The sequence below is a fragment of the Aquimarina mytili genome (assembly GCF_016735115.1).
Classification (GTDB): Bacteria; Bacteroidota; Bacteroidia; order Flavobacteriales; family Flavobacteriaceae; genus Aquimarina; species Aquimarina mytili.
On sequence record NZ_JAERQJ010000003.1, the window covers coordinates 362559 to 382693 of the forward strand.

Here is a 20135-nt window from a genome sequence, read left to right on the forward strand (position 1 = left end):
GCCGTATCTTAGAGATTCTTTTAAAATATTAACTAAAAAATCATTAAAATGGCAATTGTTAAAACTATTGAAATAATAGCAAGCTCTGAAAAAGGATGGGACGATGCTGCTAAAAGCGGAATAAAACAAGCTGCAAAAACAGTAAAAGGTATTAAATCTGCTTGGGTATCTGACCAAAAAGTTATTGTAAAAGATAATGAAGTAGCTGAGTACAGAGTGAATCTTAAAGTATCTTTTGAGGTAAAATAAAAATTTACAATTTATTTATGAAAAGCATTCTGAGTAGTTCAGGATGCTTTTTATATTTTGAACCATATCAAATTGACTATCATGAAGCATTGGTTTTTCTACATACTTATTGTTACAACCTCTTGCACAAGTCAAAATCAAAAAACTATGGAGCAACATACATACACCAATGATTTGATTCATGAAACAAGCCCATACTTACTTCAACATGCTCATAATCCTGTAGATTGGAAACCCTGGAATGAAAAAGCACTGGATCTGGCAAAAAAAGAAAATAAATTGATCATTATCAGTATTGGTTATGCTGCTTGTCATTGGTGCCATGTTATGGAACATGAGAGTTTTGAAGATCCACAAGTAGCAGAAATAATGAATACCAACTATATCAATATTAAAGTAGATCGAGAAGAGCGTCCAGATATTGATCAAGTATATATGAATGCTGTACAGCTCATGACCGGAAGTGGCGGTTGGCCGCTTAATGTGGTTGCACTACCCGATGGAAGACCCGTATGGGGAGGTACATATTTCCCTAAAGGAAATTGGATTGAAGCCTTGAAACAAATCGCAAATTTATATCAAAAACAGCCCGACAAGCTTTTAGAATATGCAGAAAAATTAGAACAAGGAATTAAAGCTATCGATTTCATCGAAACTAATCCCGAAGAACTAAATTTTAGCAAAGATTTTATTGCTACTGCAATAAAAAAATGGAGTGCCAATTTTGATCATAAGCAAGGAGGCACAAAACGTGTTCCTAAATTTATGATGCCTAATAATTATCAATTCTTATTAAGGTATGCACATCAAACTCAGGATAAAAAACTTTTAGAATATGTAGCAAACACCCTTAAAAAAATATCATTTGGCGGTGTATATGATCATATTGGCGGAGGGTTTTCCAGATATTCTACAGATGCAAAATGGCATATCCCCCACTTCGAAAAAATGCTATACGATAATGCTCAACTCGTAAGCCTATACTCTGATGCTTATTTGGTAACTCAAGATCCTTGGTTTGAAGATGTAGTACATCAAACTTTAGATTTCATATCAAGAGAGCTTACAAGTACAGATGGTGCGTTTTATTCTTCGTTAGATGCCGATAGCGAAACTCAAGATGGTGAACTGGAAGAAGGTGCTTTTTATGTGTGGACCAAAGAAGAACTTAGCTCCCTCTTACAAGATGATTATACTCTTTTTTCGAACTACTATAATGTTAATACTTATGGGTTTTGGGAAAAAAACAATTATGTCTTAATAAGAAAAGATACTGATCATAAATTTTGCGAAGAAAATGATATTACATTAGATGCTCTAAGAAAAAAACGTACGCATTGGAAAAAAGTATTACTTCAACAACGAGAAAAGCGCTCTAGACCAAGATTAGATGATAAGACATTAACATCCTGGAACGCATTAATGCTTAAGGGATATATTGATGCTTACAAAACTTTTGGGCAAGACCATTATTTAGATACTGCCATAAAAAATGCGACATTTATAAAAAACAATCAACTAAAAGAAGAGTACTCATTGTTTCATAACTATAAAAATGGAAAAAGTAATGTAAACGGATATCTCGAAGATTATGCGACTGTCATTGAAGCTTTTATTGCTCTATATGAAACTACTTTTGATCCAGAATGGTTAGACATTTCTAAACAACTAACTGAGTATACGCTAACGCATTTTTTTGATAAAGAAAAGAGTATATTTTATTTTACCTCTGATGAAGACCCAAAGCTTATTGCTCGAACAATAGAGTCAAGTGATAATGTAATTCCGGCATCCAACTCCATTATGGCAAAGAACCTATTTTTATTGTCTCATTATTATAACATGCCAAATTATAAAAAAATAAGTGATCAGATGCTACACAATATAAAGCCTCAAATCACATCTTATGCTTCTGCATATTCTAATTGGCTTGATCAAATGCTTAATGTATCGTTCAATTTTTATGAAATAGCGATTACAGGTGAAGCATCTAAAAACAAGGTAGAACATCTTAATAAAATCTACATCCCTAATAAACTTGTAGCGGCTAGCCAGTTAGATTCTGAAAGAGCACTTTTGAAAAATAGATTTGTTACTGATAAAACGTTGATTTATGTATGTGTAAATAATGCATGCAAATATCCTGTGAAAAATATAGAAGAAGCTATAAAGTTCATAGAGTAAATTTTCTTCTCTCTTTGTGTTTACATAATTCATTAAAATCTAAGTACTGACGACTTAAGTATTCTATATTAACATTCAAATTTCACAAAAATAAAGTGTTAAAAATCATCGCCCCATTCCACTAAAAAGATCGAAAAACATCGAATTATAACGTTTTCGTAGCTAAAATAAGGTAATTTTTACGGTTAAACCGTAGATAAATTATGTAGATTTTATGTTAAAATCTCTGTTTTGCTCTTAAAAATTCAATATTTGAAGCATTCGTATTGAATAATTCGCAAAAATATAGCCAAAAAACAAAAATAATTGTATTTATATACGTGTTTTTTTAAATTTACTTCACCTAAATCTAAGTGACATGAAAAAAATACTACTCTTATTATTTTTAATAATATCCCCTGGGCTATTACTTGCTCAATTACCTCGAAACTTACTAAAATCTACAGAAAGAGTTTCCACTTTTGACGAATACGATGGTTCGCTGTACATGAAGATGAGATACAAAGAATCTAGTGTGATTGATGAAAAATCAGGAACTTTTGATGCCAAACTTAAGTATAACATTTTCACTGATGCTTTAGAGTATAATCAAGGGTCAAAGTTTTTTGAAGTAGTTAAGAGCCCAACGATACATGCAAGAATTGACGGGGATTATTTTTATTACTGCAATTTTAAAAGTACAAGAGGCCTTAAAAGAGACGGATATTATGTATTAGTTGAACTAAATGATAAATATCGAATCTATAAAAGGTTTACACTTAAAATTAAAGAACCTTCTCAAAATACGTTGACACAAATAGAAGAAGCCGGTCAGCTTAAAATGATAACTACATACTTTGTTGAAGAAGATGGAATGATAATGGAACTTCCAATGAATAAGAAGGATATGTTGGCAACATTTAGCGATAAGGAAAATGAGCTAAAGGAATACTTGAAAAAGGAAAAAATCCGTTTGAAAAAAGAAGAAGATCTTATTCGATTAGTAGCTAGATATAATGCTTTAAAAAGTGCAGATTCGAGTCCTTCGCAAAGTCTTTTAAGTAATGTAACACGTAGAGACTAGACAACGAAATTCAAATATCTTTTAAAAATATAATTTATGCCATCTATGTACACAGATGGCATTTTTTTATTAAAAAAAACCTATCACCTCACCATTTACACAAATACGTATAAAATTCAAATTAAGGACACCTACTACATTGTATTAAAATCACTATTATTTAACATAATTTTTAAAACACCATTACATTAAAACCTATTTTTTTGCATTTAGTCGATTTTTTAATTATATTAGTAATGATAAAATCAAGTCGTTATGAGAAAATTACTACAAATACTGTTTATTTTTGCTACACCTTTATCGTATGCACAATTTTCGCAACCGATAGAAGTTACTGAAGAAATATCAACTCTAGAAAAATATGCTGGATCTATATACATTAATAAAGAATATCAAAGAGCCAGTGTTATCGATGAAAAGTCAGGAACCTACGAAACCAAACTAAAATACAATGTCTATACAGATGCTCTTGAACATACCGTTGGAGGGAAATTGCATGAAGTGATCAAAACTCCTACCACTTATGCCAGAATTAATAATGAGTATTATTATTACTGCGATTTTCAAAACAATCATGGGCGCAAAAAAAGAGGGTATTATATTCTTGTAGAAATGAATGATTTATATCGTGTTTACAAGAAATATGACCTTAAAATAACCGAGCCTAAAGAAATGGACCCTTTAACTGGTAGCGCAGTAACAGGAAAAATCAAAGTTACCACAACATTTTATCTTGAAGACGATGGAGTAATTTTAGAATTACCAATGAATAAAAAAGACATACTACTCACATTTTCAGACAAAGAGGAGGAATTAAAACAATACATCAAAAAAGAAAAGATTCGCCTTAAAAAGGAGGAAGATCTACTAAGGTTAGTTGCAAAATATAACGCCCTAAAAAATACCGGTACTAGCCCGTCACAAAGTCTTTTAAGTAATAGGGCTCAAAATAAGTAACATCTTCGAACTCCTTTTCTATAAATTTAGAAAAACTTAGTATTGCCATCTCTTTTGAAGATGGCAATTTATTTTGAATAAAAACTGCATTATCATCATTGCATATAGCAGAGAATTTTTCTACGCCATTACCTATAAAATACACCTTTCCATTTTGTAAATACTCTGAAAAAGATTCTTGAGTAAGGATCTCGGCTTTAGTTTCTCGAATTTCTTCATGAGAACTAGAAAAAACAGAAGAATACACTTCCATTCTTCGTGCATCAATCATGGAAACAATACTATGATTACCATCAAATACGACTTGCATTGATAACCCTTGTAATGTTGGTACTGATATTAACGGAATACCCAAGGCATAACATAACCCTTTAGCCGTAGAAACACCTATTCTAAGTCCTGTATACGAGCCTGGACCTTTACTTACGGATACGGCAGAAAGATCTTTAAACGTTATTTCTGCATCTTTAATTACCTTATCAATATAATTATGCAATCGTTCTGCATGAGAATATTTGGTGTCATAATCCTCTTCAAAAGCAAGTACTTTACCTTCCTTAGCTAATGATACAGAACAATTCGTTGTAGAAGTTTCTATGCAGAGAATGTATCCCATGTTTTAAATTTTGGCAAAGATAACCGAAATAGAAAAACTATTGCCCAGATTTTTCTTCTTAAAAACTCTATTAATAATCGATTATAGTCTAATATCGGCGATCTTTATTCCAAAATACAGCTCTAATACTTTTAGTTTAAAAATATAATCAAATTTGTTCTGAACTTCCTGACTTTGTGCGTTCTCTAATCTAAACTTAGATTGGCTAAAATCAAATGCGTTGGTAAGTCCTACATCATAGCGATTTTTTGCATACTCATATGCCCTTTCTTGAGCTTTAACCGACACTAAAGAAGCTTCATAAGCTTCTGCTGACCCTTTCGCATCGAGATATGCTTGGTATACATTACTATCTAAATCTAACTTAGCCTGTTCTAATTGAAACTCGGTTCTGGTAACATTGATTTTATTTCTTTTAACATTTGTTCTTGTTGAAAATCCACTAAGAATAGGAACATTTAATTGCAAACCGTAGGCAAATCCATCATTCAGGTATAATTGCTCTACAAAATCTCTTTGAGTATCATTATCCGACCATCTGGTATTATACCCAAAAAATGCATTTAGCGTTGGATAATAAGATCCTCTTGCCAATTGAACATCTTTTTCTGCCAATAATTTATTTTGCTCAGCGATTTGCACTTCATATCTTGCCTCTCTAGCAGTAGATCTTATTTCATCTATAGATTTATTTAATATTTCTGCAGAAGGAACCAGATATTCTTGCTCTGCAATATCAAAATTTTCATAATCTTGAATTAATAATGTCTGAGCCAGTCCGACACGAGCTATAAGCACTGAATTCTCGGCTTGTACAATACGGGTTAATTCGTCTGCAGATGTTGCTTCAATTTCCAAAAGATCCCCCTGAGGTAAAACTCCTGCATCCACAAGATCCTTCGTTCTTTTTAGCTGCTCTAATGTAATTTCGTGTTGTTTTTCTATAACTTTTAGAGATTCTTTATTTACTAAAATTTGTAAATAGCTATTTGCGACAAACAAGGCAATATCATCTTTGGATTTACCAAGATTATACTGACTTAGTAACTTATTAAGTTTAGCTCTTTGTAACTGCCGTAAATTACGTAAACCATCAAATAACGTTAACCCCACATTAACTCCCGTGGTAAAGGATGAAAATGTAGTGGTCTCGAAGGTATTTGTAACTGGATTAATATTTGCCCCTGTATTTGAAGAAAGTGTACCCGAACCACTCACATCTGGAACAAAATTACCTAATGCAGCTAACTTATCTAACGAAGCAGTTTCTAAGTCTAGCTCAGATTGTTTAATAGAAATACTATTTTCGATGGCGTATTCAACACACTCGCGTAATGTCCATTTTTTTTCTTGTGCTTGAGATGCCAACACTCCAAAAAGTGTAAATAACAAAATTGAAATTCTAATTTTCATAATGTCTCTGTATGTAATTGACTGATGTTGTTACTGATGTTATAGGAACATCAGCCTTTATCGGTATATATCCTTATTACTATTTTAATCCTTATTTTCTTCTTCTTTCTTAACAGGTTCTGTTTTGCTCCAAACCTTAATATCATCTTCTTCTGTTACGCCTGAAACTATTTCAACATTAATCCCATCAGAAAGCCCAATCTCAACATCACGTCTCTCAAATTCCTGATCTCCAGTCTGAATTTCTACATACGGTTTTTCTGTTTCTCTATCAAATTGTAATAAAGCTTCTTTGATAGCCAGCACATCATTTTTGGTATCCAGAACAATTGATGCATTGGCACTATATCCTGCTCTAATAAAATAAGAATCATCAAGAAAAACTTCTCCTTCTATTTTAAATTGAACTGCCCCTTGCTCTTCACTCCCTTTAGGCGCAATAAACTTTAACTTAGCATCAAATTCTTTATCTCTAATCGCTCCTAAACTAACTTTAAGAGGCATATCAATTTTAAGCTTATTTACTTCTGCTTCATCAACTTTTCCTTCAAAAATCATCCTTCCTAAATCAGCTATCGTTGCTACTGTTGTGCCGTCATTAAAATTATTACTTTGAATTACCTGATCTCCTTCTTCTACTGGAATTTCTAGTACAGTTCCAGATACTGAAGCCCTAATATTTGTAATAGCTTTTGCTCCTCCTGTTGATCCTTGACGAATAATCTGAAGGTCATTTCTTGCATTATTTACTTCTTGTTTTGCCTGATCAAAACGCAACTGTACATTTTGAAAATCTTGAGTAGATATTACTCCTTTATCAAATAATGCCTTATTACGATCAAAATCCTGCTGGGCATTAGCCAGGCTTATATCAGCATTTTTAACACGCCCTCTTGCACTGTTTAAGGATTGCTCATTAGGAACCACTTTTACTTTTGCTATTAAATCTCCAGTTTTTATTGGCGCTCCTTCTTCAACATAGATTTTTTCAATAATCCCCGAAACCTGCGGCTTGATTTCAACTTCATCTTCGGGAATCACTTTCCCAGTTGCCACAGTTTTCTCTTCAATAGAAGTTTTAAAAGCCTTTTCGGTAGTAAACACTATTGGTGACTTACTATTAGAGTCAATAAGATATTTACCCGAAAAACCAAGTAAGGCTACAAAAACAACTATTAATAGAATTTTAAGAAACTTTTTCATTTGATTTCTGATTGATTATTTTGTTATGATTATTATTTTTATTCTTCTCTTAATGCCTCTATTGGCTTAATACTTACTGCTTTTTGTGCGGGTATAAGTCCGATCAAGGTTCCTAACAACACTATAGACAATAATGCTCCAACTACAGCAAAGAAATCTACCGTAGGGTTTAGTATCGGTATATCATCATTGTTTCCAATTGCTGTATTGATAGCCCATAGCACCAAAGTTCCAAAAACAAACCCAATTAATCCAGCTAGAAATGTAAGTAGAACAGACTCTAACATAATCTGACCTCTTACTTCTGCTGGTGTTGCTCCCAATGCTCGACGCACACCTATCTCTCTAGTACGCTCTTTTACGGTAATCAGAAGTACATTCCCAATAGCTATAACTCCTGCAATAAGCGTTGCTATTCCAACGATGTACGTTATTAATCGCATTCCAGAAAGGAAACCATTAACTTTTGCAACTTCTTTACCTAAGTTAAAACTACCAAAAGCTTGTGTATCATCTGGGTGCACATTATGCATTCTCTTAAGCATTGTTTTTATGGTCGCTTCTGTATTGACAATATTTTGACTTTGCTTGGCTGTAACTACCATCCAGGATATATCTTTCCCTTGATTAAATATGGTTTGAAATGTGGTAAATGGTAAAAAAATAGAGTCATCGCCTTCAAATCCAGTTTGTGTTGGCTTATATACTCCAATTACTTTAAAATATATCCCATTAATTCTTACAAAATCACCTATTGCATTTTCATCTTCATCATAGAATTGCTTAAAAATATCCTCACCAATAACACAAACCTTACGTTCGTACTTTATATCTTCTTCATTAATAAATCTTCCTCCATCAAATATTTTTTTCTTTGACACTTTATCTATAGTGGGATAATCTCCAAATATCTTAAAGGCTCCAGACTTAGACCCTCTTACAAACTGGCCTGGTGGTGTTCCCCATTGACCTGTAACATTACGAGGAGTAATATATTCAATATCTGATACCTGAGACTCTAAAGCGGCAACATCATCAAGTGTAAGCTGCATTCTTCGTCCTCTTTTAAACCCGCCATTAGGTATACTGGTTTGTTGCCCCCATACAAACATGGTATTGGTTGCAAAATCATTGAATTGGCTTCTGAAGCTATTATCTAATCCTTTAGCCATTCCTAAAAGAATGACAAACAAAAACACCCCCCATGTAACCCCTATAACAGTAATTACTGTTCTAATTTTATTCTTACGAATTGCTCCATAAATTTCTTGCCAGGTATCTTTTTCGAATATAAACTTCATACCATTTGATTTTTAATTATTCATCTCTTAATGCAATAATGGGTTTTATTCTTGCAGCTCTTCGCGCGGGTATATACCCAGCTAATAAGCCCGCAAGAATTAATGTTATAGTGGCCACCATAATGACTCCTGTATCTACTTTGGGATTAAGGATAAAAAATTTCTCCAGATTATTACCTATCAATTTAAGTGCAAAAATCCCTAAAAGCAAACCTACATATCCCGCTACCGAAGTTATCAAAACAGATTCTTGCAATACCATAGCTATTATTGATTTAGGCGATGCACCTAATGCTTTTCTAATACCTAATTCTTTTGTTCTTTCTTTGATACTAAAGGTCATAATATTACCTATACCTATTACTCCAGAAATTAATGTCCCAATACCAACCACAAAAATCACAAGGTATATTCCTCCAAGGATCACCATAGTTTCTTTAATGTCTTCTGCAAAGCTTCTCACTCTAATTGCACTCTGATCATCTGGTGCTACTTTAAATTTTTCTTTAAGGTCATCTTTAATTTGATCTGCAAATGCAATTGCCTGTTCAGAACTCATCGCCATGTTATACGATAAATTAATCTGATTAATATGATCATTATTACCAAAAAGCAACTGTACTGTCGTAAAGGGGATATAAATAATTCGTTCTTCGTTATCACCTCCACTATCTTGAAAGACACCTACAATTTTATAAGGTATCCCATCGACATCCAGCATTTTGCCCAGAGCGCTCTCATTCTTAAAAAGATCTTTTTCTACTAATCTTCCGATTACTATATTTTTGGTGCGTTCTTTCACATCGGCTTCATTAATATACCGACCTTTCATCATTATTGTCTTTTCAAGGTATTGGTGATCTTGATTAACCGCCCTTATGCTATAGCTACCTGATTCTTTTTTATATTTTGCTTGACTATTTCGATATACTCTGGGGGTAGCAAATTCTACTTTACCAATGTAATTGCTTTTGATAAACTCGAAATCTTCATTTTTAAATTGAATTTTCCTATTTTCCTGAAAGCCTTTATACGCTTTTGAAGTATTTCCCGAACTAATGAAAATGATATTTTGGGCATCATCAACGAAACTGCTTAAAAAACTATTCAGCAATCCATTACCCATACCTAGTAATACAGTGAAAATAAGTATTCCTAAAGCCACCGTGAAGCCAGATAAGAATGTACGAAGTTTATTCTTGCCTATTGCTTCAAATATTTCTTGCCATCGGTCTCTATCAAACATATTGAGATGCTCTAACTTGTTCTACCTCTTTATCTTCTACGATAACACCATCTTTAAGGTGCACAATACGTTTACACATATTAGCAATATCCGGTTCGTGTGTTACTACTAATATTGTTTTTCCTTCATCGTTTATATTTTGAATAATATCCATAACTTCATAAGAAGTTGTACTATCCAATGCTCCTGTTGGTTCATCTGCCAGCAATACTTTTGGATCGGCTGCCAAAGCTCTAGCAATAGCCACACGTTGCTTTTGCCCCCCTGAAAGCTCGCTAGGTAAGTGTGTTGCCCAATCAGCTAAACCAACTTTGCCAAGATAGTTCATCGCTTTTTCGGTTCTTTCTTTTCTCTTTTTGCGTTGGTAGTAAAGTGGCAGAGCTACATTCTCTAATGCCGTTTTGTAATTGATAAGGTTAAATGACTGAAAGACAAACCCTAAAAATTTATTACGATATTGTGCAGCCTTGGTTTCATTTAATCCTTTAATCGGAACATTATCAAGAAAATAACTTCCACTATCTGCTTCATCCAGCATTCCTAAAATATTTAGTAATGTTGATTTTCCGGAACCAGAAGATCCCATAATAGCCACTAATTCTCCTTCCTTAACGCTAAAATCTATCCCTTTAAGCACATGAAGAGAATTACTGCCCATTTGATAAGATTTGTGTAAGTCTTTAATTTCAATCATAATACCGGATTAAGATATATAAGACACAATATGCGCCCAAATTAACTAATGACCCACCACCTTTTAGAATATAACTTTGATCTATCTTCTAGTTTTTCCCCCTTGAAGACTTATAATTGGCTAGTGCAGTCTTGTTACATAAGACTAACATTATGTGATTTTTGTTACAGACCAAATTGTTATGAAAATGTTAAAATTAACTTCTAACTAAATTGTTACTTTTCTAAGCCTGTCAATTTCTTCTTATTCTTATAAATGAAATACCCTACAAGCCCGATTAAGATGTACGGAACAATCATTAGATACACAATACCATTATTGATCCCTTTAGCGGTTTCTTGCCCTTCCTCACTTTCTAAAACAGCTCTACACATAGCACATTGTGCCTCTACCGGAAGTGAAAAGAACAACATTAAGATTGATATGTACAAGATTTTACTTTTCATATTAGATTTTTGATCTATACCTCAGCAAAGTTTGGAGTTACGCATAATATGGGGAAATCATCAAATATACCAGCACACCACTAATGGCGACATATAGCCATATTGGAAATGTAATTCTGGCCATCTTTCGGTGTTTATCAAATCGTTGCGCCAAAGCACGCACATAAGTAATCAAGACAAAGGGGATAACTACTATCGATAATACGATATGTGTAATCAGAATAAAATAATATACATATCGTATAGTACCCTCTCCTCCAAATTTGGTAGAATCACTAGTCATATGGTAGGCAACATACATAATCAGAAATACAACTGAACACAAAATTGCAGTTTTCATTAACTTTTCATGTAATGTCACTTTTTTATTTTTTATCGCCCATAATGCGGCAATTAAAATAACAGCCGTTAGACCATTTACTGAAGCATAAATTGGCGGTAAAAAAGTAAGGGGTTGTACATCAAATCCCAATCTTTTCAAATTAACACCAAATAATGCTGCTACGGTTAATGGAATAAGTATTGAAAGTATAATAATCCACTTATTATATTTTTTTTCTACTGTAGATATATTATCCATCTTTCTTCAAAAGTTTTTTTATGTCTTCTAATAGTATAGTGATTTGCTCTTCTTCTCCATTTTTGTCAACTTTTTCGTCAACACCAATTGTTCCTCTATAATACACCATAGGGTTTCCAAATGCATCATATCTGGATCTAATATACCCTTCCTGATCAATAAGAGCAAAATACCCATTATGTTCAAATCCTCCAGGTACATTTGGGTTTTCGGCCGCATAAATATTAAATCCCGTATTTGCTAAATCATAAAGATCCTCTCTTTCACCCGTCAAAAAGTGCCAATCAGGGTTAGTAACCTTATAATTTTCGGCATATTTTTTTAACCTGGTAGGAGTATCCATTTTTGGATTTATAGTAAAAGAAGCCACCCCAAAATTAGGATACTCTTTTAGTTGGTCCTGAAGGTACACCAGGTTTCTAGTCATTTTAGGGCATATGGTAGGACAGCTGGTAAAGAAAAACTCGGCTATATACACTTTGCCTTTATAATCATGGTGTGTAATTAAGATGCTATCCTGATTTAAAAATGCGAACTCAGGTACTTTTTTAGGTTCTCCATTGATCTTATTATAAGAAAGTTTTTCGTTTGCCAGTGGGTTATTAGCACTCATTCTGTCATTTTTTACAACAGAAGTATTTTTTACTCGATTTACTATTCTAGGAATAAAGATGATTCCAAAGATTAGTATAATAAACGATATTCCTACGTATGAATATTTTTTCATTATTTATTTGTCTTTACGATCTGCTTTATATTTTTTTAATGCCAAACGATATTCTGCAAGAATTACTTTAATATCATCTGTCATAACATTTGCCAAATCAGCTACAGAGCTCGCATCATAACCATATACTTTTGATTCATCTTCTTTTAATGTACCATCACGCCCTCTTAAATCACCGTTCTTATCAATTATATACACATAATGTGTAGCAAGGTTATCATCTAATTGATGCGGAGATTTAAGGCTATTAAACAATGTTTCTATGCTTTCATTTGTTCCGAAAAGAAATTTCCATCCAGAAACATCTGCTATATCGTCCAATTCATCTAAAAGCTCTTTTGCCGATTTTTCGCTACCATATGGCAATACCATAACAAATTGAAAATCCCGGAAACCATGATTTTTCTTGTAGATTTTTTGATTAAGGTTAAATGCATTCCCCTGTTTGTTGTAAATATCTTTACCTAAAAATCCAAGTACGGTGATTTTATTTTGAAATGTAATCTGCTCCTTAGTATTACTTTCAAAGTTTTGTAAATCTCCTACCGAATCATTTAATACTGGAAGCTTAGCAAAATTATGAACTCCCGAAGCAAAAAATAAATATGCCACTAATGGTAAAATAAATAAGACACCTAAAACAAGAAACTTTTTCATTTACAAATGAATTTTGTTTTTATAAACAACCTTCTAACCGGATTAAAAACTGCGTACAAAAATAGAAAAAGACGGTTTAAAAAACCGTCTTTTTACAATGCTTTTAACTTAAAGACATAAAGGATTAAAAGTCCCAGGCTTTATACCCTCCTTTAAACACTTCATATATATAATCTCCTTCTGTAAGAAGTATAAAAATCAAATAACAAATTAAAAATATACCTGTCCAAACTACGGATCTTCTCAACCCTTTAGTTTCTCCTTCCATATGCATAAATGCCCAGGTTATATAGTATGCTTTCCAGATTGTTAAGATAATAAAGATCCAGTTAAGCAATTTCATACTAATCAAGGTTGTTTCAACTAAGAATGCAGGCTTGATTATACCCAATATTACTTCAACGATAGTAATAACCGAAAGTAGAAAAAACACTTTCCAGATTCTTCCTATGTTTGATTCGTGATGTGCTGTATCGTGTGCCATGTTATATAACTACTATATTTTTATTAAACCAGGTAAAAGAATGTAAATACAAATACCCATACTAAATCGACAAAGTGCCAGTATAAACCAACTTTCTCTACCATCTCATAATTCTTTCTTCTTTCATAAGTACCCAGAATCACATTAATAAAAATGATAATATTAATGATTACTCCGGAAAATACATGAAAACCGTGAAAACCTGTGATGAAGAAAAAGAAATTAGCAAATAAAGGTGTCCCGTACTCATTATGCACAAGGTTAGCTCCTTCAACGATACCAATTGCATCGGTATTAAGTCTTCTAAGAGATTCTTCTCGAGATAAAATAGTTTTTTCGCCGTCTTCAGTTAGTATTTGTGTACGTATTAAAAGATCTTTCTTTTTGGCAAAACCTGCTCTTATCTCATCAATCGTATATGTTGGCAATGTCGGTTCTTTATCATACCAAACTCCTACTTTTTTCTCGTGGTGTGCTCTTTCTTTATGAGTATCAACTATAGCTACATTATCTAAAGCAACTCTATGACCGTCAGCATCCACAAATTGAAGAATCTGACCCGCTTTTGTTTCTACAGCTCCGTATTCTCCTTTAATGAAATTTTTCCACTCCCAGGCTTGTGATCCAACAAATATCAAACCGCCAATAATGGTTAGAAACATGTACAGAATTACTTTTTTCTGTTTCATGTGATGACCTGCATCTACGGCTAATACCATAGTTACAGAAGAAAATATTAATATAAATGTCATCAAAGCCACATAGTACATAGGAGCATCAACTCCATGTAAAAAAGGAAAGTGATTAAACACCTCATCGGCTATTGGCCATGAGTTAATAAATTTAAATCTAGAAAAGCCATATGCAGCAAGAAAACCTGAAAATGTAAGTGCATCGGAAAGGATAAAAAACCACATCATCATTTTACCATAACTCACCTTAAGTGGTTGGTTACCACCTCCCCAGATTTTATCCTCTGTACCTGTTTTAGTAACAGTTGTTTCCATATAAAGAATTTGGTATTGTTAAATTTTCCACAAAAATAATCAATTTTATCATTTCACCTGCTCAAATCTATCTTTTAATTTAACCAGATGTATTTCGCAGGAGTAATCTATTTTTTCAAACTTTAATCTATAATTCGCAGTTACTTCACAAAATATAAAAACAAAAAGAGATAAACCCACAGAAAATCAACAAAATGCCAGTACATAGACCCTAAATCAAGACCTAGAGTTTGACCCTTTTTATATTTTTGTTTAAAATGATTATAAATTACTACTAAAAGCACTATAATTCCACCAACAACATGTGCTAAATGGGTTACTACAATAATAAACATGAATGTAGAAACAATATTTGACGTTGGACCGGTAAAGTGATATCCCTGTTCAACTATATCAGAAAAACCTTCGAACTGAAGAAATACAAACACTCCTCCTAAAGCCAGAGTTGAAAGCAATAAGATTGTTGCTAAACTTCTATTCTCATTTTCGATTGCTTTTTTAACCAAATATAAAGTAAGGCTGCTTGCAATAATAATGAAGATGCTATATATAAATGGCTGTGGAAACTCAAGATCTGTCAACCAATCTTTTCTTGTTTTACTCACCACATAAGCACTTGTAAGCCCCGCAAAAACCATTGCCATACTCACCATAGCGAACCACATCATGGTTTTTTTAGCTCTTTTTATTTTTTCGTTTGTTGTCCCTTGTGTTAAATCCATACTCTAATAAATTTATCTGCCACATAAATAACCTGAAGCAACGTTATATACAAAACACTCATCAACATTAATTGTTTTGCTGTTTTAGTGTCTCTAACCTTATATAGACGAATTGCCGATTTCAATAAAATTAATCCTAATACTAAAATAATGACTCCAGAAACAGGAGTTAGATAGAGTTTACCCGTAACTCCAAACACCGGAATTAAAGAAGTAACCACAGTCCAAACCGTGTATATAATTACTTGAGTAGCCGTTCCCTGGTCCTTTTTACCCGTAGGTAGCATAAAAAATCCTCCTTTTTTATAATCGTCATACAAAAACCAACCAATAGCCCAAAAATGAGGAAACTGCCAAAAGAATTGCACCATAAACAACGTACCTGGTTCGATTCCGAAATCGTCTGTTGCGGCTACCCACCCTAACATAAAAGGGATTGCACCTGGTATTGCACCCACAAAAACCGACAAAGGAGTTTTTGTCTTCAAAGGCGTATACAGACTAACGTATATAAATATAGATATCGCACCGAACATTGCTGTTTGTGGATTAATAATATATAACACCGTAATGCCGGCAATAGTAAAAAGGGTGGCAATAATGAATGCTGTATTTACAGACATTCTTCCTGAAGGAATTGGCCTGTTTTTGGTTCGATCCATCAATTTATCCAAATCCCTTTCGATGATTTGATTAAAAGCATTAGAAGCACCTACCATAAAATAGCCTCCAATAGCAAGAAGTAAAAGTGTACTCCAAGAGATCGTTTCAACACCTAACAAGTATCCTGCAACAGAAGAAAAAACCACGCTTAATGCCAAACGCATTTTTGTAATCTCTTTAAAATCCTGAACAACAGAAACTTTTGCAGTATTGATTTGGGTTACGCTCAAATTTTGCACGTTATTGTATTAGCTTTTTTTTAAAGTGGTGCAAAGATATACCTTAAAAGCCTTTTAGACAACTTATCGGCTATGTATAATTTACCTTTTAACAACTACTTATATATCTCTACAAGAAAACACTTTTATCAAGAAGGGCTCAACGATATACAAACGACCAGGAGTAAATTTTGTATTTTACATGCTATAAAACATACAATCACTCTCATGAAAAAAATACTAATTCTAGTACTATTCCTATTTTGGATTCCATCTAATGCACAAAAAAAGGAAGTCAATATTCAAATTACCCCACTAACGGAAAACATCTATATGCTTACTGGGCGAGGTGGAAATATTGGTGTATTTAAAAACGAAAAAGGACTGTTCATTATTGATGATCAGTTTGCCAACATATCAAATAAAATTCTTGAAAATTTAAAAACCATTAGCAAACAACCTGTAACTATGGTAATGAACACTCATTTTCATGGAGATCATACTGGAGGCAATGAGAATATGACTAAACAAGGAGCCACAATAATTGCTCAAAAAAATGTACGATTGAGAATGGAAAGCAAGCAAAAAGACAAAGGCAATATAATCCCGACATCGTTACCCGTAATTACTTTTGAAGAAGGACTGCAACTATACTTTAAAAATGAAAACATATCAGCATTTCATGTACATAATGCCCACACCGACGGAGATACTATGGTGTATTTTATAAATGGAAATGTATTACACATGGGAGATACATTTTTTAATGGCCGATATCCATATATAGATTTAAAATCAGGAGGAAGCATAACGGGATACATAAAAGCTTCAGAAAAAGCATTAATGATGATTAATGACGACACCAAAATTATTCCCGGTCACGGAAAATTAGCGTCCAAAAAAGATCTTGAAGTTTTTTTAAGCATGCTTAAAGAAATTACTCGTGCCGTACAAAAAGAAATTGATGCTGGTACATCTGAGAATGACATTATAAAAAACACATCACTAACAGCATCATACGATGCCAAAGGATATGGCAATGGCTATATCAATCCAGAACAAATACGAAAAACGATTTATACAAGTCTTACAAAATAGCGCACTCTATTACAGTTCAAAAAAGTCCGGTGATTGGTATATCACCGGACTTTTTATTTAGTCTTGTATTTTGAAGACAATCGGTAAAGAATATTTTACCGTTACCGGCTTTCCTCTTTGTTTACCAGGTGTCATTTCCGGAAATAAATTAATAACTCGTTCTGCCTCTTTTTCTAATTTAGGATGTGGAGCACGAACTCGAATATTTTTAATCATTCCGTTCGAGTCGACATCAAATTGCGTATAAATACGCTGAATACCAGACAATCCATATTTCTCTCCTAAATCAGTATTAAATCTTCTAGAAACTATTTTACCAATCTTCTCAGAAAAACATGCTGCTTTTTCTTCGTTAGTACCTAGCTTTTCACAACCTGGAAAAACCGGAACAGCTTCAACCTTTTTAAAAGGAAAGCTTTTTGGCTCATCCCCCCCTTCTGGAATATCCAGTAAAATATTTGGATTAAAAGGAGTAGATTCTACAGGTTCATTTTTGAACACTTTACTCATATCCTCTATAACAGTATCATCATCAACGATATCAGCTTTTGAAACATCTACGACTTTTTGAGGCGTAGTCTTAATCGCCAATTCCTTTTTAGATGTTTTTTCAATCTCAAATTCTCCTATTGTAAAAATAGGATCATCGTAAAGATCTTCAATTGGCGGATCTACAACAATAATCTGAGATGTAGTATACACCTCAAACATAAAAAATGTAAATAATAGACTTGCTATAAGTCCAATCTGAAAGTTTACCAATGCACTTTTTCGTACATTAGCATCATGCTTGTTACTCATAATATTTAGTTTTAACGTTACAATTAAACTCTAAATCAACAAGCATACCAAAAAAAAGAATCCCGTCTACAGTATTGTGACGGGATTCTGATATATAAAAGTATATTTTCTTAGTCTTGCACTTGAAAAACTATTGGCAGAGAGTATAGTACCCCTACTGCTTTTCCTCTTTGTTTTCCCGGAGTCATTTTTGGTAGCATTTTAACTACACGTTGTGCTTCTTTTTCAAGCCTTGGGTGTGGACCTCTGGCCTGAACACCAACAATGTTTCCACTTCTGTCTATCTTAAATCTTACATAGATTCTATTTACACCAGATAATCCAAGCTCGCTTCCTAGTTCTGTATTAAACTTACGGTTAACAAACTTCTTAACCTTTTCACTCATACATTTCTTTTTTGCAGCATTACCTCCTGCATTTTCACATCCAGGAAAAACAGGTACATTTTCGATAACTGCAAACGGAACATCAGCAATCTCTTCTTCATCGCTTACATCTTCTACCTCTTCTACTTCAACAATCTCTTCTTCTTGATTTGTCTCTGTAGATTCGATAATCGTCTCTTCTACCTCTTCTTCATCTTCTACTACATCAATAATTTCTGGAGCAGGTGGTGGTGGTGGTGGAGGAGGAGGTGTATTCAAATTTTGAGTAATTGGAACATCTTCTTCTTCCAACTCATCAAGATTAACCTGACCTATATCGATATTGCTTCTATCGTAAGTTTTCCACTCTATTCCTTGCCATGTTATCAAAAGAACTAAAATAAGCCCTAATTGAAGGAATAAGGTGCTTCTTTTAGTTAAATCTGCTTTAGGATTTTTCTTTGGTTCCATATTATATATTACGTTATAGGATTGCTAAAATAGCTAATTTCTTTTGTATTTTCCAATTAAAGATAAAAATGTAAACTAAAAAATAAGTTTTTTAACTTTTATCTGATGATCTCTCAAAACAAAAACTCGTAATAAAGTTTTTATTTAGTTACGCTTCTACTGATTCTTCTTAAAACTAACTAATTTATTTTCAAGTACTTTTAAAAATAATACAGCAAAAATTATACCGCTTGTGTTTGCCAACACATCAAACCACTCAAAACTACGATAACTAGTTAAAAGAAATTGAAGTGATTCCATAAGGACTCCATAAAAGAAACATACAATAAAAGTCCTTACTATACTTTGGATAAAGCTTGTTTTCCCATTGTTTGAAAAAAAGAAAAACACAAACCACACCAGTGCAAACACAAAATACGCTATACAATGTGCTATCTTATCACTTCCTTTTACATTAAACCCTACTGGATTAACGAATTTTGCCAAAGAAGCCCATGTTATAATACTTGTTGATAAAATAACCAGTAAAAAAAGGTATTTATGCCCCAATAATTTCTTTATACCCATCAGCAGATAATAAGTCATCTACTTGAGATGCGTCTGATATTTTAATCTTTACCATCCAACCTTCACCATAAGGATCGCTATTGACCAATTCTGGGTCAGACTCTAAGGTTTCGTTAAATTCTATTATCTCTCCTGTTAACGGCAGAAATAAATCTGAAACAGTTTTTACAGCTTCTACAGTACCAAAAACCTCTTCTTGCTCTAGCTCCTCACCAACTGTTTCTACCTCTACATAAACGATATCTCCAAGTTCACTTTGTGCAAAATCGGTTATACCTACCGTAGCAATATCTCCATCTATTTTGATCCACTCGTGATCCTTTGTGTATTTTAATTCTGAAGGAATATTCATCCGAAAAAATGTATTTATGAGTTGTTATTATTTTGAAGACGAAAATAAATC

At 33.1% G+C, this 20135-nt stretch carries 23 protein-coding genes; 5 read left to right on the top strand and 18 right to left on the bottom strand.

What is annotated here, in order from left to right; all coding sequences use genetic code 11:
* The first annotated feature begins 48 nt into the window (after positions 1-48).
* The 4 genes from JJQ60_RS09020 (at position 49) to JJQ60_RS09035 (ending at position 4453) form a co-directional block, all read left to right on the top strand.
* Complete coding sequence (locus JJQ60_RS09020; RefSeq protein ID WP_201918848.1) at positions 49-249, top strand: dodecin family protein; 201 nt, start codon at positions 49-51, stop codon at positions 247-249.
* Between the two features lie 147 nt (positions 250-396).
* Positions 397-2433, top strand: a complete 2037-nt coding sequence (locus JJQ60_RS09025; RefSeq protein ID WP_236669075.1) for a thioredoxin domain-containing protein — start codon at positions 397-399, stop codon at positions 2431-2433.
* Between the two features lie 358 nt (positions 2434-2791).
* The gene (locus tag JJQ60_RS09030; RefSeq protein ID WP_201918852.1) at positions 2792-3496 is read left to right on the top strand and encodes a hypothetical protein; all 705 of its coding nucleotides are present in this window, start codon (positions 2792-2794) and stop codon (positions 3494-3496) included.
* Between the two features lie 255 nt (positions 3497-3751).
* Positions 3752-4453 carry a hypothetical protein gene (locus JJQ60_RS09035; protein WP_201918853.1) on the top strand — a complete coding sequence of 234 codons (702 nt, stop codon included), beginning with the start codon at positions 3752-3754 and terminating at the stop codon, positions 4451-4453.
* Here JJQ60_RS09035 and tsaB read toward each other — a convergent pair.
* The 14 genes from tsaB to cyoE all read right to left on the bottom strand — a co-directional run bounded on the left by tsaB (position 4407) and on the right by cyoE (position 16442).
* Positions 4407-5069 (bottom strand): tRNA (adenosine(37)-N6)-threonylcarbamoyltransferase complex dimerization subunit type 1 TsaB, encoded by a 663-nt coding sequence (gene tsaB, locus JJQ60_RS09040; protein WP_201918855.1) that lies wholly within the window; start codon positions 5067-5069, stop codon positions 4407-4409. The genes JJQ60_RS09035 and tsaB overlap by 47 nt on opposite strands.
* Positions 5070-5150: 81 nt before the next feature.
* Positions 5151-6482, bottom strand: coding sequence for a TolC family protein (locus JJQ60_RS09045; RefSeq protein WP_201918857.1), 1332 nt, complete (start codon positions 6480-6482; stop codon positions 5151-5153).
* Positions 6483-6566: 84 nt separating this feature from the next.
* Complete coding sequence (locus JJQ60_RS09050) at positions 6567-7685, bottom strand: efflux RND transporter periplasmic adaptor subunit (protein WP_201918859.1); 1119 nt, start codon at positions 7683-7685, stop codon at positions 6567-6569.
* Between the two features lie 38 nt (positions 7686-7723).
* On the bottom strand, positions 7724-8986 hold the full coding sequence (locus tag JJQ60_RS09055) for an ABC transporter permease (protein ID WP_201918861.1): 1263 nt from the start codon (positions 8984-8986) through the stop codon (positions 7724-7726).
* Positions 8987-9002: 16 nt separating this feature from the next.
* Complete coding sequence (locus tag JJQ60_RS09060) at positions 9003-10232, bottom strand: ABC transporter permease (RefSeq protein WP_201918863.1); 1230 nt, start codon at positions 10230-10232, stop codon at positions 9003-9005.
* Positions 10225-10926 (bottom strand): ABC transporter ATP-binding protein, encoded by a 702-nt coding sequence (locus JJQ60_RS09065; protein WP_201918865.1) that lies wholly within the window; start codon positions 10924-10926, stop codon positions 10225-10227. The genes JJQ60_RS09060 and JJQ60_RS09065 overlap by 8 nt, the downstream gene beginning before the upstream one ends.
* Positions 10927-11141: 215 nt before the next feature.
* The gene (locus JJQ60_RS09070) at positions 11142-11372 is read right to left on the bottom strand and encodes a hypothetical protein (protein ID WP_201918866.1); all 231 of its coding nucleotides are present in this window, start codon (positions 11370-11372) and stop codon (positions 11142-11144) included.
* Between the two features lie 37 nt (positions 11373-11409).
* Positions 11410-11952: a DUF420 domain-containing protein gene (locus tag JJQ60_RS09075; RefSeq protein WP_201918868.1), complete on the bottom strand. Its 543-nt coding sequence runs from the start codon at positions 11950-11952 to the stop codon at positions 11410-11412.
* The gene (locus tag JJQ60_RS09080; protein ID WP_201918870.1) at positions 11945-12679 is read right to left on the bottom strand and encodes an SCO family protein; all 735 of its coding nucleotides are present in this window, start codon (positions 12677-12679) and stop codon (positions 11945-11947) included. The genes JJQ60_RS09075 and JJQ60_RS09080 overlap by 8 nt, the downstream gene beginning before the upstream one ends.
* A 3-nt stretch (positions 12680-12682) precedes the next feature.
* On the bottom strand, positions 12683-13336 hold the full coding sequence (locus JJQ60_RS09085; RefSeq protein ID WP_201918872.1) for a hypothetical protein: 654 nt from the start codon (positions 13334-13336) through the stop codon (positions 12683-12685).
* A 124-nt stretch (positions 13337-13460) separates the two neighbouring features.
* A complete protein-coding gene (locus tag JJQ60_RS09090; RefSeq protein WP_201918874.1) occupies positions 13461-13820 on the bottom strand; it encodes a cytochrome C oxidase subunit IV family protein in 360 nt (119 codons plus the stop codon).
* A 23-nt stretch (positions 13821-13843) separates the two neighbouring features.
* Positions 13844-14827, bottom strand: coding sequence for a cytochrome c oxidase subunit 3 (locus JJQ60_RS09095; protein ID WP_201918875.1), 984 nt, complete (start codon positions 14825-14827; stop codon positions 13844-13846).
* Between the two features lie 140 nt (positions 14828-14967).
* Positions 14968-15549, bottom strand: a complete 582-nt coding sequence (locus JJQ60_RS09100; protein WP_201918877.1) for a cytochrome c oxidase subunit 3 — start codon at positions 15547-15549, stop codon at positions 14968-14970.
* Entirely contained in the window at positions 15540-16442 is a 903-nt protein-coding gene (gene cyoE / locus JJQ60_RS09105) for a heme o synthase (RefSeq protein ID WP_201919697.1), read from the bottom strand. The genes JJQ60_RS09100 and cyoE overlap by 10 nt, the downstream gene beginning before the upstream one ends.
* A 216-nt stretch (positions 16443-16658) precedes the next feature.
* Between cyoE and JJQ60_RS09110 the strand changes: the two genes are divergently transcribed.
* On the top strand, positions 16659-17528 hold the full coding sequence (locus JJQ60_RS09110) for an MBL fold metallo-hydrolase (RefSeq protein WP_201918879.1): 870 nt from the start codon (positions 16659-16661) through the stop codon (positions 17526-17528).
* Positions 17529-17585: 57 nt separating this feature from the next.
* Here the strand turns inward: JJQ60_RS09110 and JJQ60_RS09115 are convergent, their stop codons facing one another.
* The 4 genes from JJQ60_RS09115 to gcvH form a co-directional block, all read right to left on the bottom strand.
* Complete coding sequence (locus tag JJQ60_RS09115; protein ID WP_201918881.1) at positions 17586-18329, bottom strand: energy transducer TonB; 744 nt, start codon at positions 18327-18329, stop codon at positions 17586-17588.
* Positions 18330-18439: 110 nt separating this feature from the next.
* On the bottom strand, positions 18440-19165 hold the full coding sequence (locus JJQ60_RS09120; RefSeq protein ID WP_201918883.1) for an energy transducer TonB: 726 nt from the start codon (positions 19163-19165) through the stop codon (positions 18440-18442).
* 156 nt (positions 19166-19321) lie between these two features.
* Positions 19322-19732, bottom strand: coding sequence for a VanZ family protein (locus JJQ60_RS09125; protein ID WP_201918885.1), 411 nt, complete (start codon positions 19730-19732; stop codon positions 19322-19324).
* Positions 19704-20084 carry a glycine cleavage system protein GcvH gene (gcvH, locus tag JJQ60_RS09130; RefSeq protein ID WP_201918887.1) on the bottom strand — a complete coding sequence of 127 codons (381 nt, stop codon included), beginning with the start codon at positions 20082-20084 and terminating at the stop codon, positions 19704-19706. The genes JJQ60_RS09125 and gcvH overlap by 29 nt, the downstream gene beginning before the upstream one ends.
* Between the last annotated feature and the right edge of the window lie 51 nt (positions 20085-20135).

Excerpts from the sequence above, each read along its gene's own strand:
- JJQ60_RS09120 (WP_201918883.1), bottom strand. The coding sequence starts at position 19,165 with ATGGAACCAAAGAAAAATCCTAAAGCAGATTTAACTAAAAGAAGCACC.
- JJQ60_RS09075 (WP_201918868.1), bottom strand. The coding sequence starts at position 11,952 with ATGGATAATATATCTACAGTAGAAAAAAAATATAATAAGTGGATTATT.
- JJQ60_RS09030 (WP_201918852.1), top strand. The coding sequence starts at position 2,792 with ATGAAAAAAATACTACTCTTATTATTTTTAATAATATCCCCTGGGCTA.
- JJQ60_RS09060 (WP_201918863.1), bottom strand. The coding sequence starts at position 10,232 with ATGTTTGATAGAGACCGATGGCAAGAAATATTTGAAGCAATAGGCAAG.
- JJQ60_RS09095 (WP_201918875.1), bottom strand. The coding sequence starts at position 14,827 with ATGGAAACAACTGTTACTAAAACAGGTACAGAGGATAAAATCTGGGGA.
- JJQ60_RS09035 (WP_201918853.1), top strand. The coding sequence starts at position 3,752 with ATGAGAAAATTACTACAAATACTGTTTATTTTTGCTACACCTTTATCG.
- JJQ60_RS09020 (WP_201918848.1), top strand. The coding sequence starts at position 49 with ATGGCAATTGTTAAAACTATTGAAATAATAGCAAGCTCTGAAAAAGGA.
- JJQ60_RS09050 (WP_201918859.1), bottom strand. The coding sequence starts at position 7,685 with ATGAAAAAGTTTCTTAAAATTCTATTAATAGTTGTTTTTGTAGCCTTA.
- JJQ60_RS09025 (WP_236669075.1), top strand. The coding sequence starts at position 397 with ATGGAGCAACATACATACACCAATGATTTGATTCATGAAACAAGCCCA.
- JJQ60_RS09065 (WP_201918865.1), bottom strand. The coding sequence starts at position 10,926 with ATGATTGAAATTAAAGACTTACACAAATCTTATCAAATGGGCAGTAAT.
- JJQ60_RS09110 (WP_201918879.1), top strand. The coding sequence starts at position 16,659 with ATGAAAAAAATACTAATTCTAGTACTATTCCTATTTTGGATTCCATCT.
- JJQ60_RS09090 (WP_201918874.1), bottom strand. The coding sequence starts at position 13,820 with ATGGCACACGATACAGCACATCACGAATCAAACATAGGAAGAATCTGG.
- JJQ60_RS09100 (WP_201918877.1), bottom strand. The coding sequence starts at position 15,549 with ATGGATTTAACACAAGGGACAACAAACGAAAAAATAAAAAGAGCTAAA.
- gcvH (WP_201918887.1), bottom strand. The coding sequence starts at position 20,084 with ATGAATATTCCTTCAGAATTAAAATACACAAAGGATCACGAGTGGATC.
- JJQ60_RS09070 (WP_201918866.1), bottom strand. The coding sequence starts at position 11,372 with ATGAAAAGTAAAATCTTGTACATATCAATCTTAATGTTGTTCTTTTCA.
- JJQ60_RS09125 (WP_201918885.1), bottom strand. The coding sequence starts at position 19,732 with ATGGGTATAAAGAAATTATTGGGGCATAAATACCTTTTTTTACTGGTT.
- JJQ60_RS09055 (WP_201918861.1), bottom strand. The coding sequence starts at position 8,986 with ATGAAGTTTATATTCGAAAAAGATACCTGGCAAGAAATTTATGGAGCA.
- JJQ60_RS09085 (WP_201918872.1), bottom strand. The coding sequence starts at position 13,336 with ATGAAAAAGTTTCTTGTTTTAGGTGTCTTATTTATTTTACCATTAGTG.
- JJQ60_RS09080 (WP_201918870.1), bottom strand. The coding sequence starts at position 12,679 with ATGAAAAAATATTCATACGTAGGAATATCGTTTATTATACTAATCTTT.
- tsaB (WP_201918855.1), bottom strand. The coding sequence starts at position 5,069 with ATGGGATACATTCTCTGCATAGAAACTTCTACAACGAATTGTTCTGTA.
- JJQ60_RS09115 (WP_201918881.1), bottom strand. The coding sequence starts at position 18,329 with ATGAGTAACAAGCATGATGCTAATGTACGAAAAAGTGCATTGGTAAAC.
- JJQ60_RS09045 (WP_201918857.1), bottom strand. The coding sequence starts at position 6,482 with ATGAAAATTAGAATTTCAATTTTGTTATTTACACTTTTTGGAGTGTTG.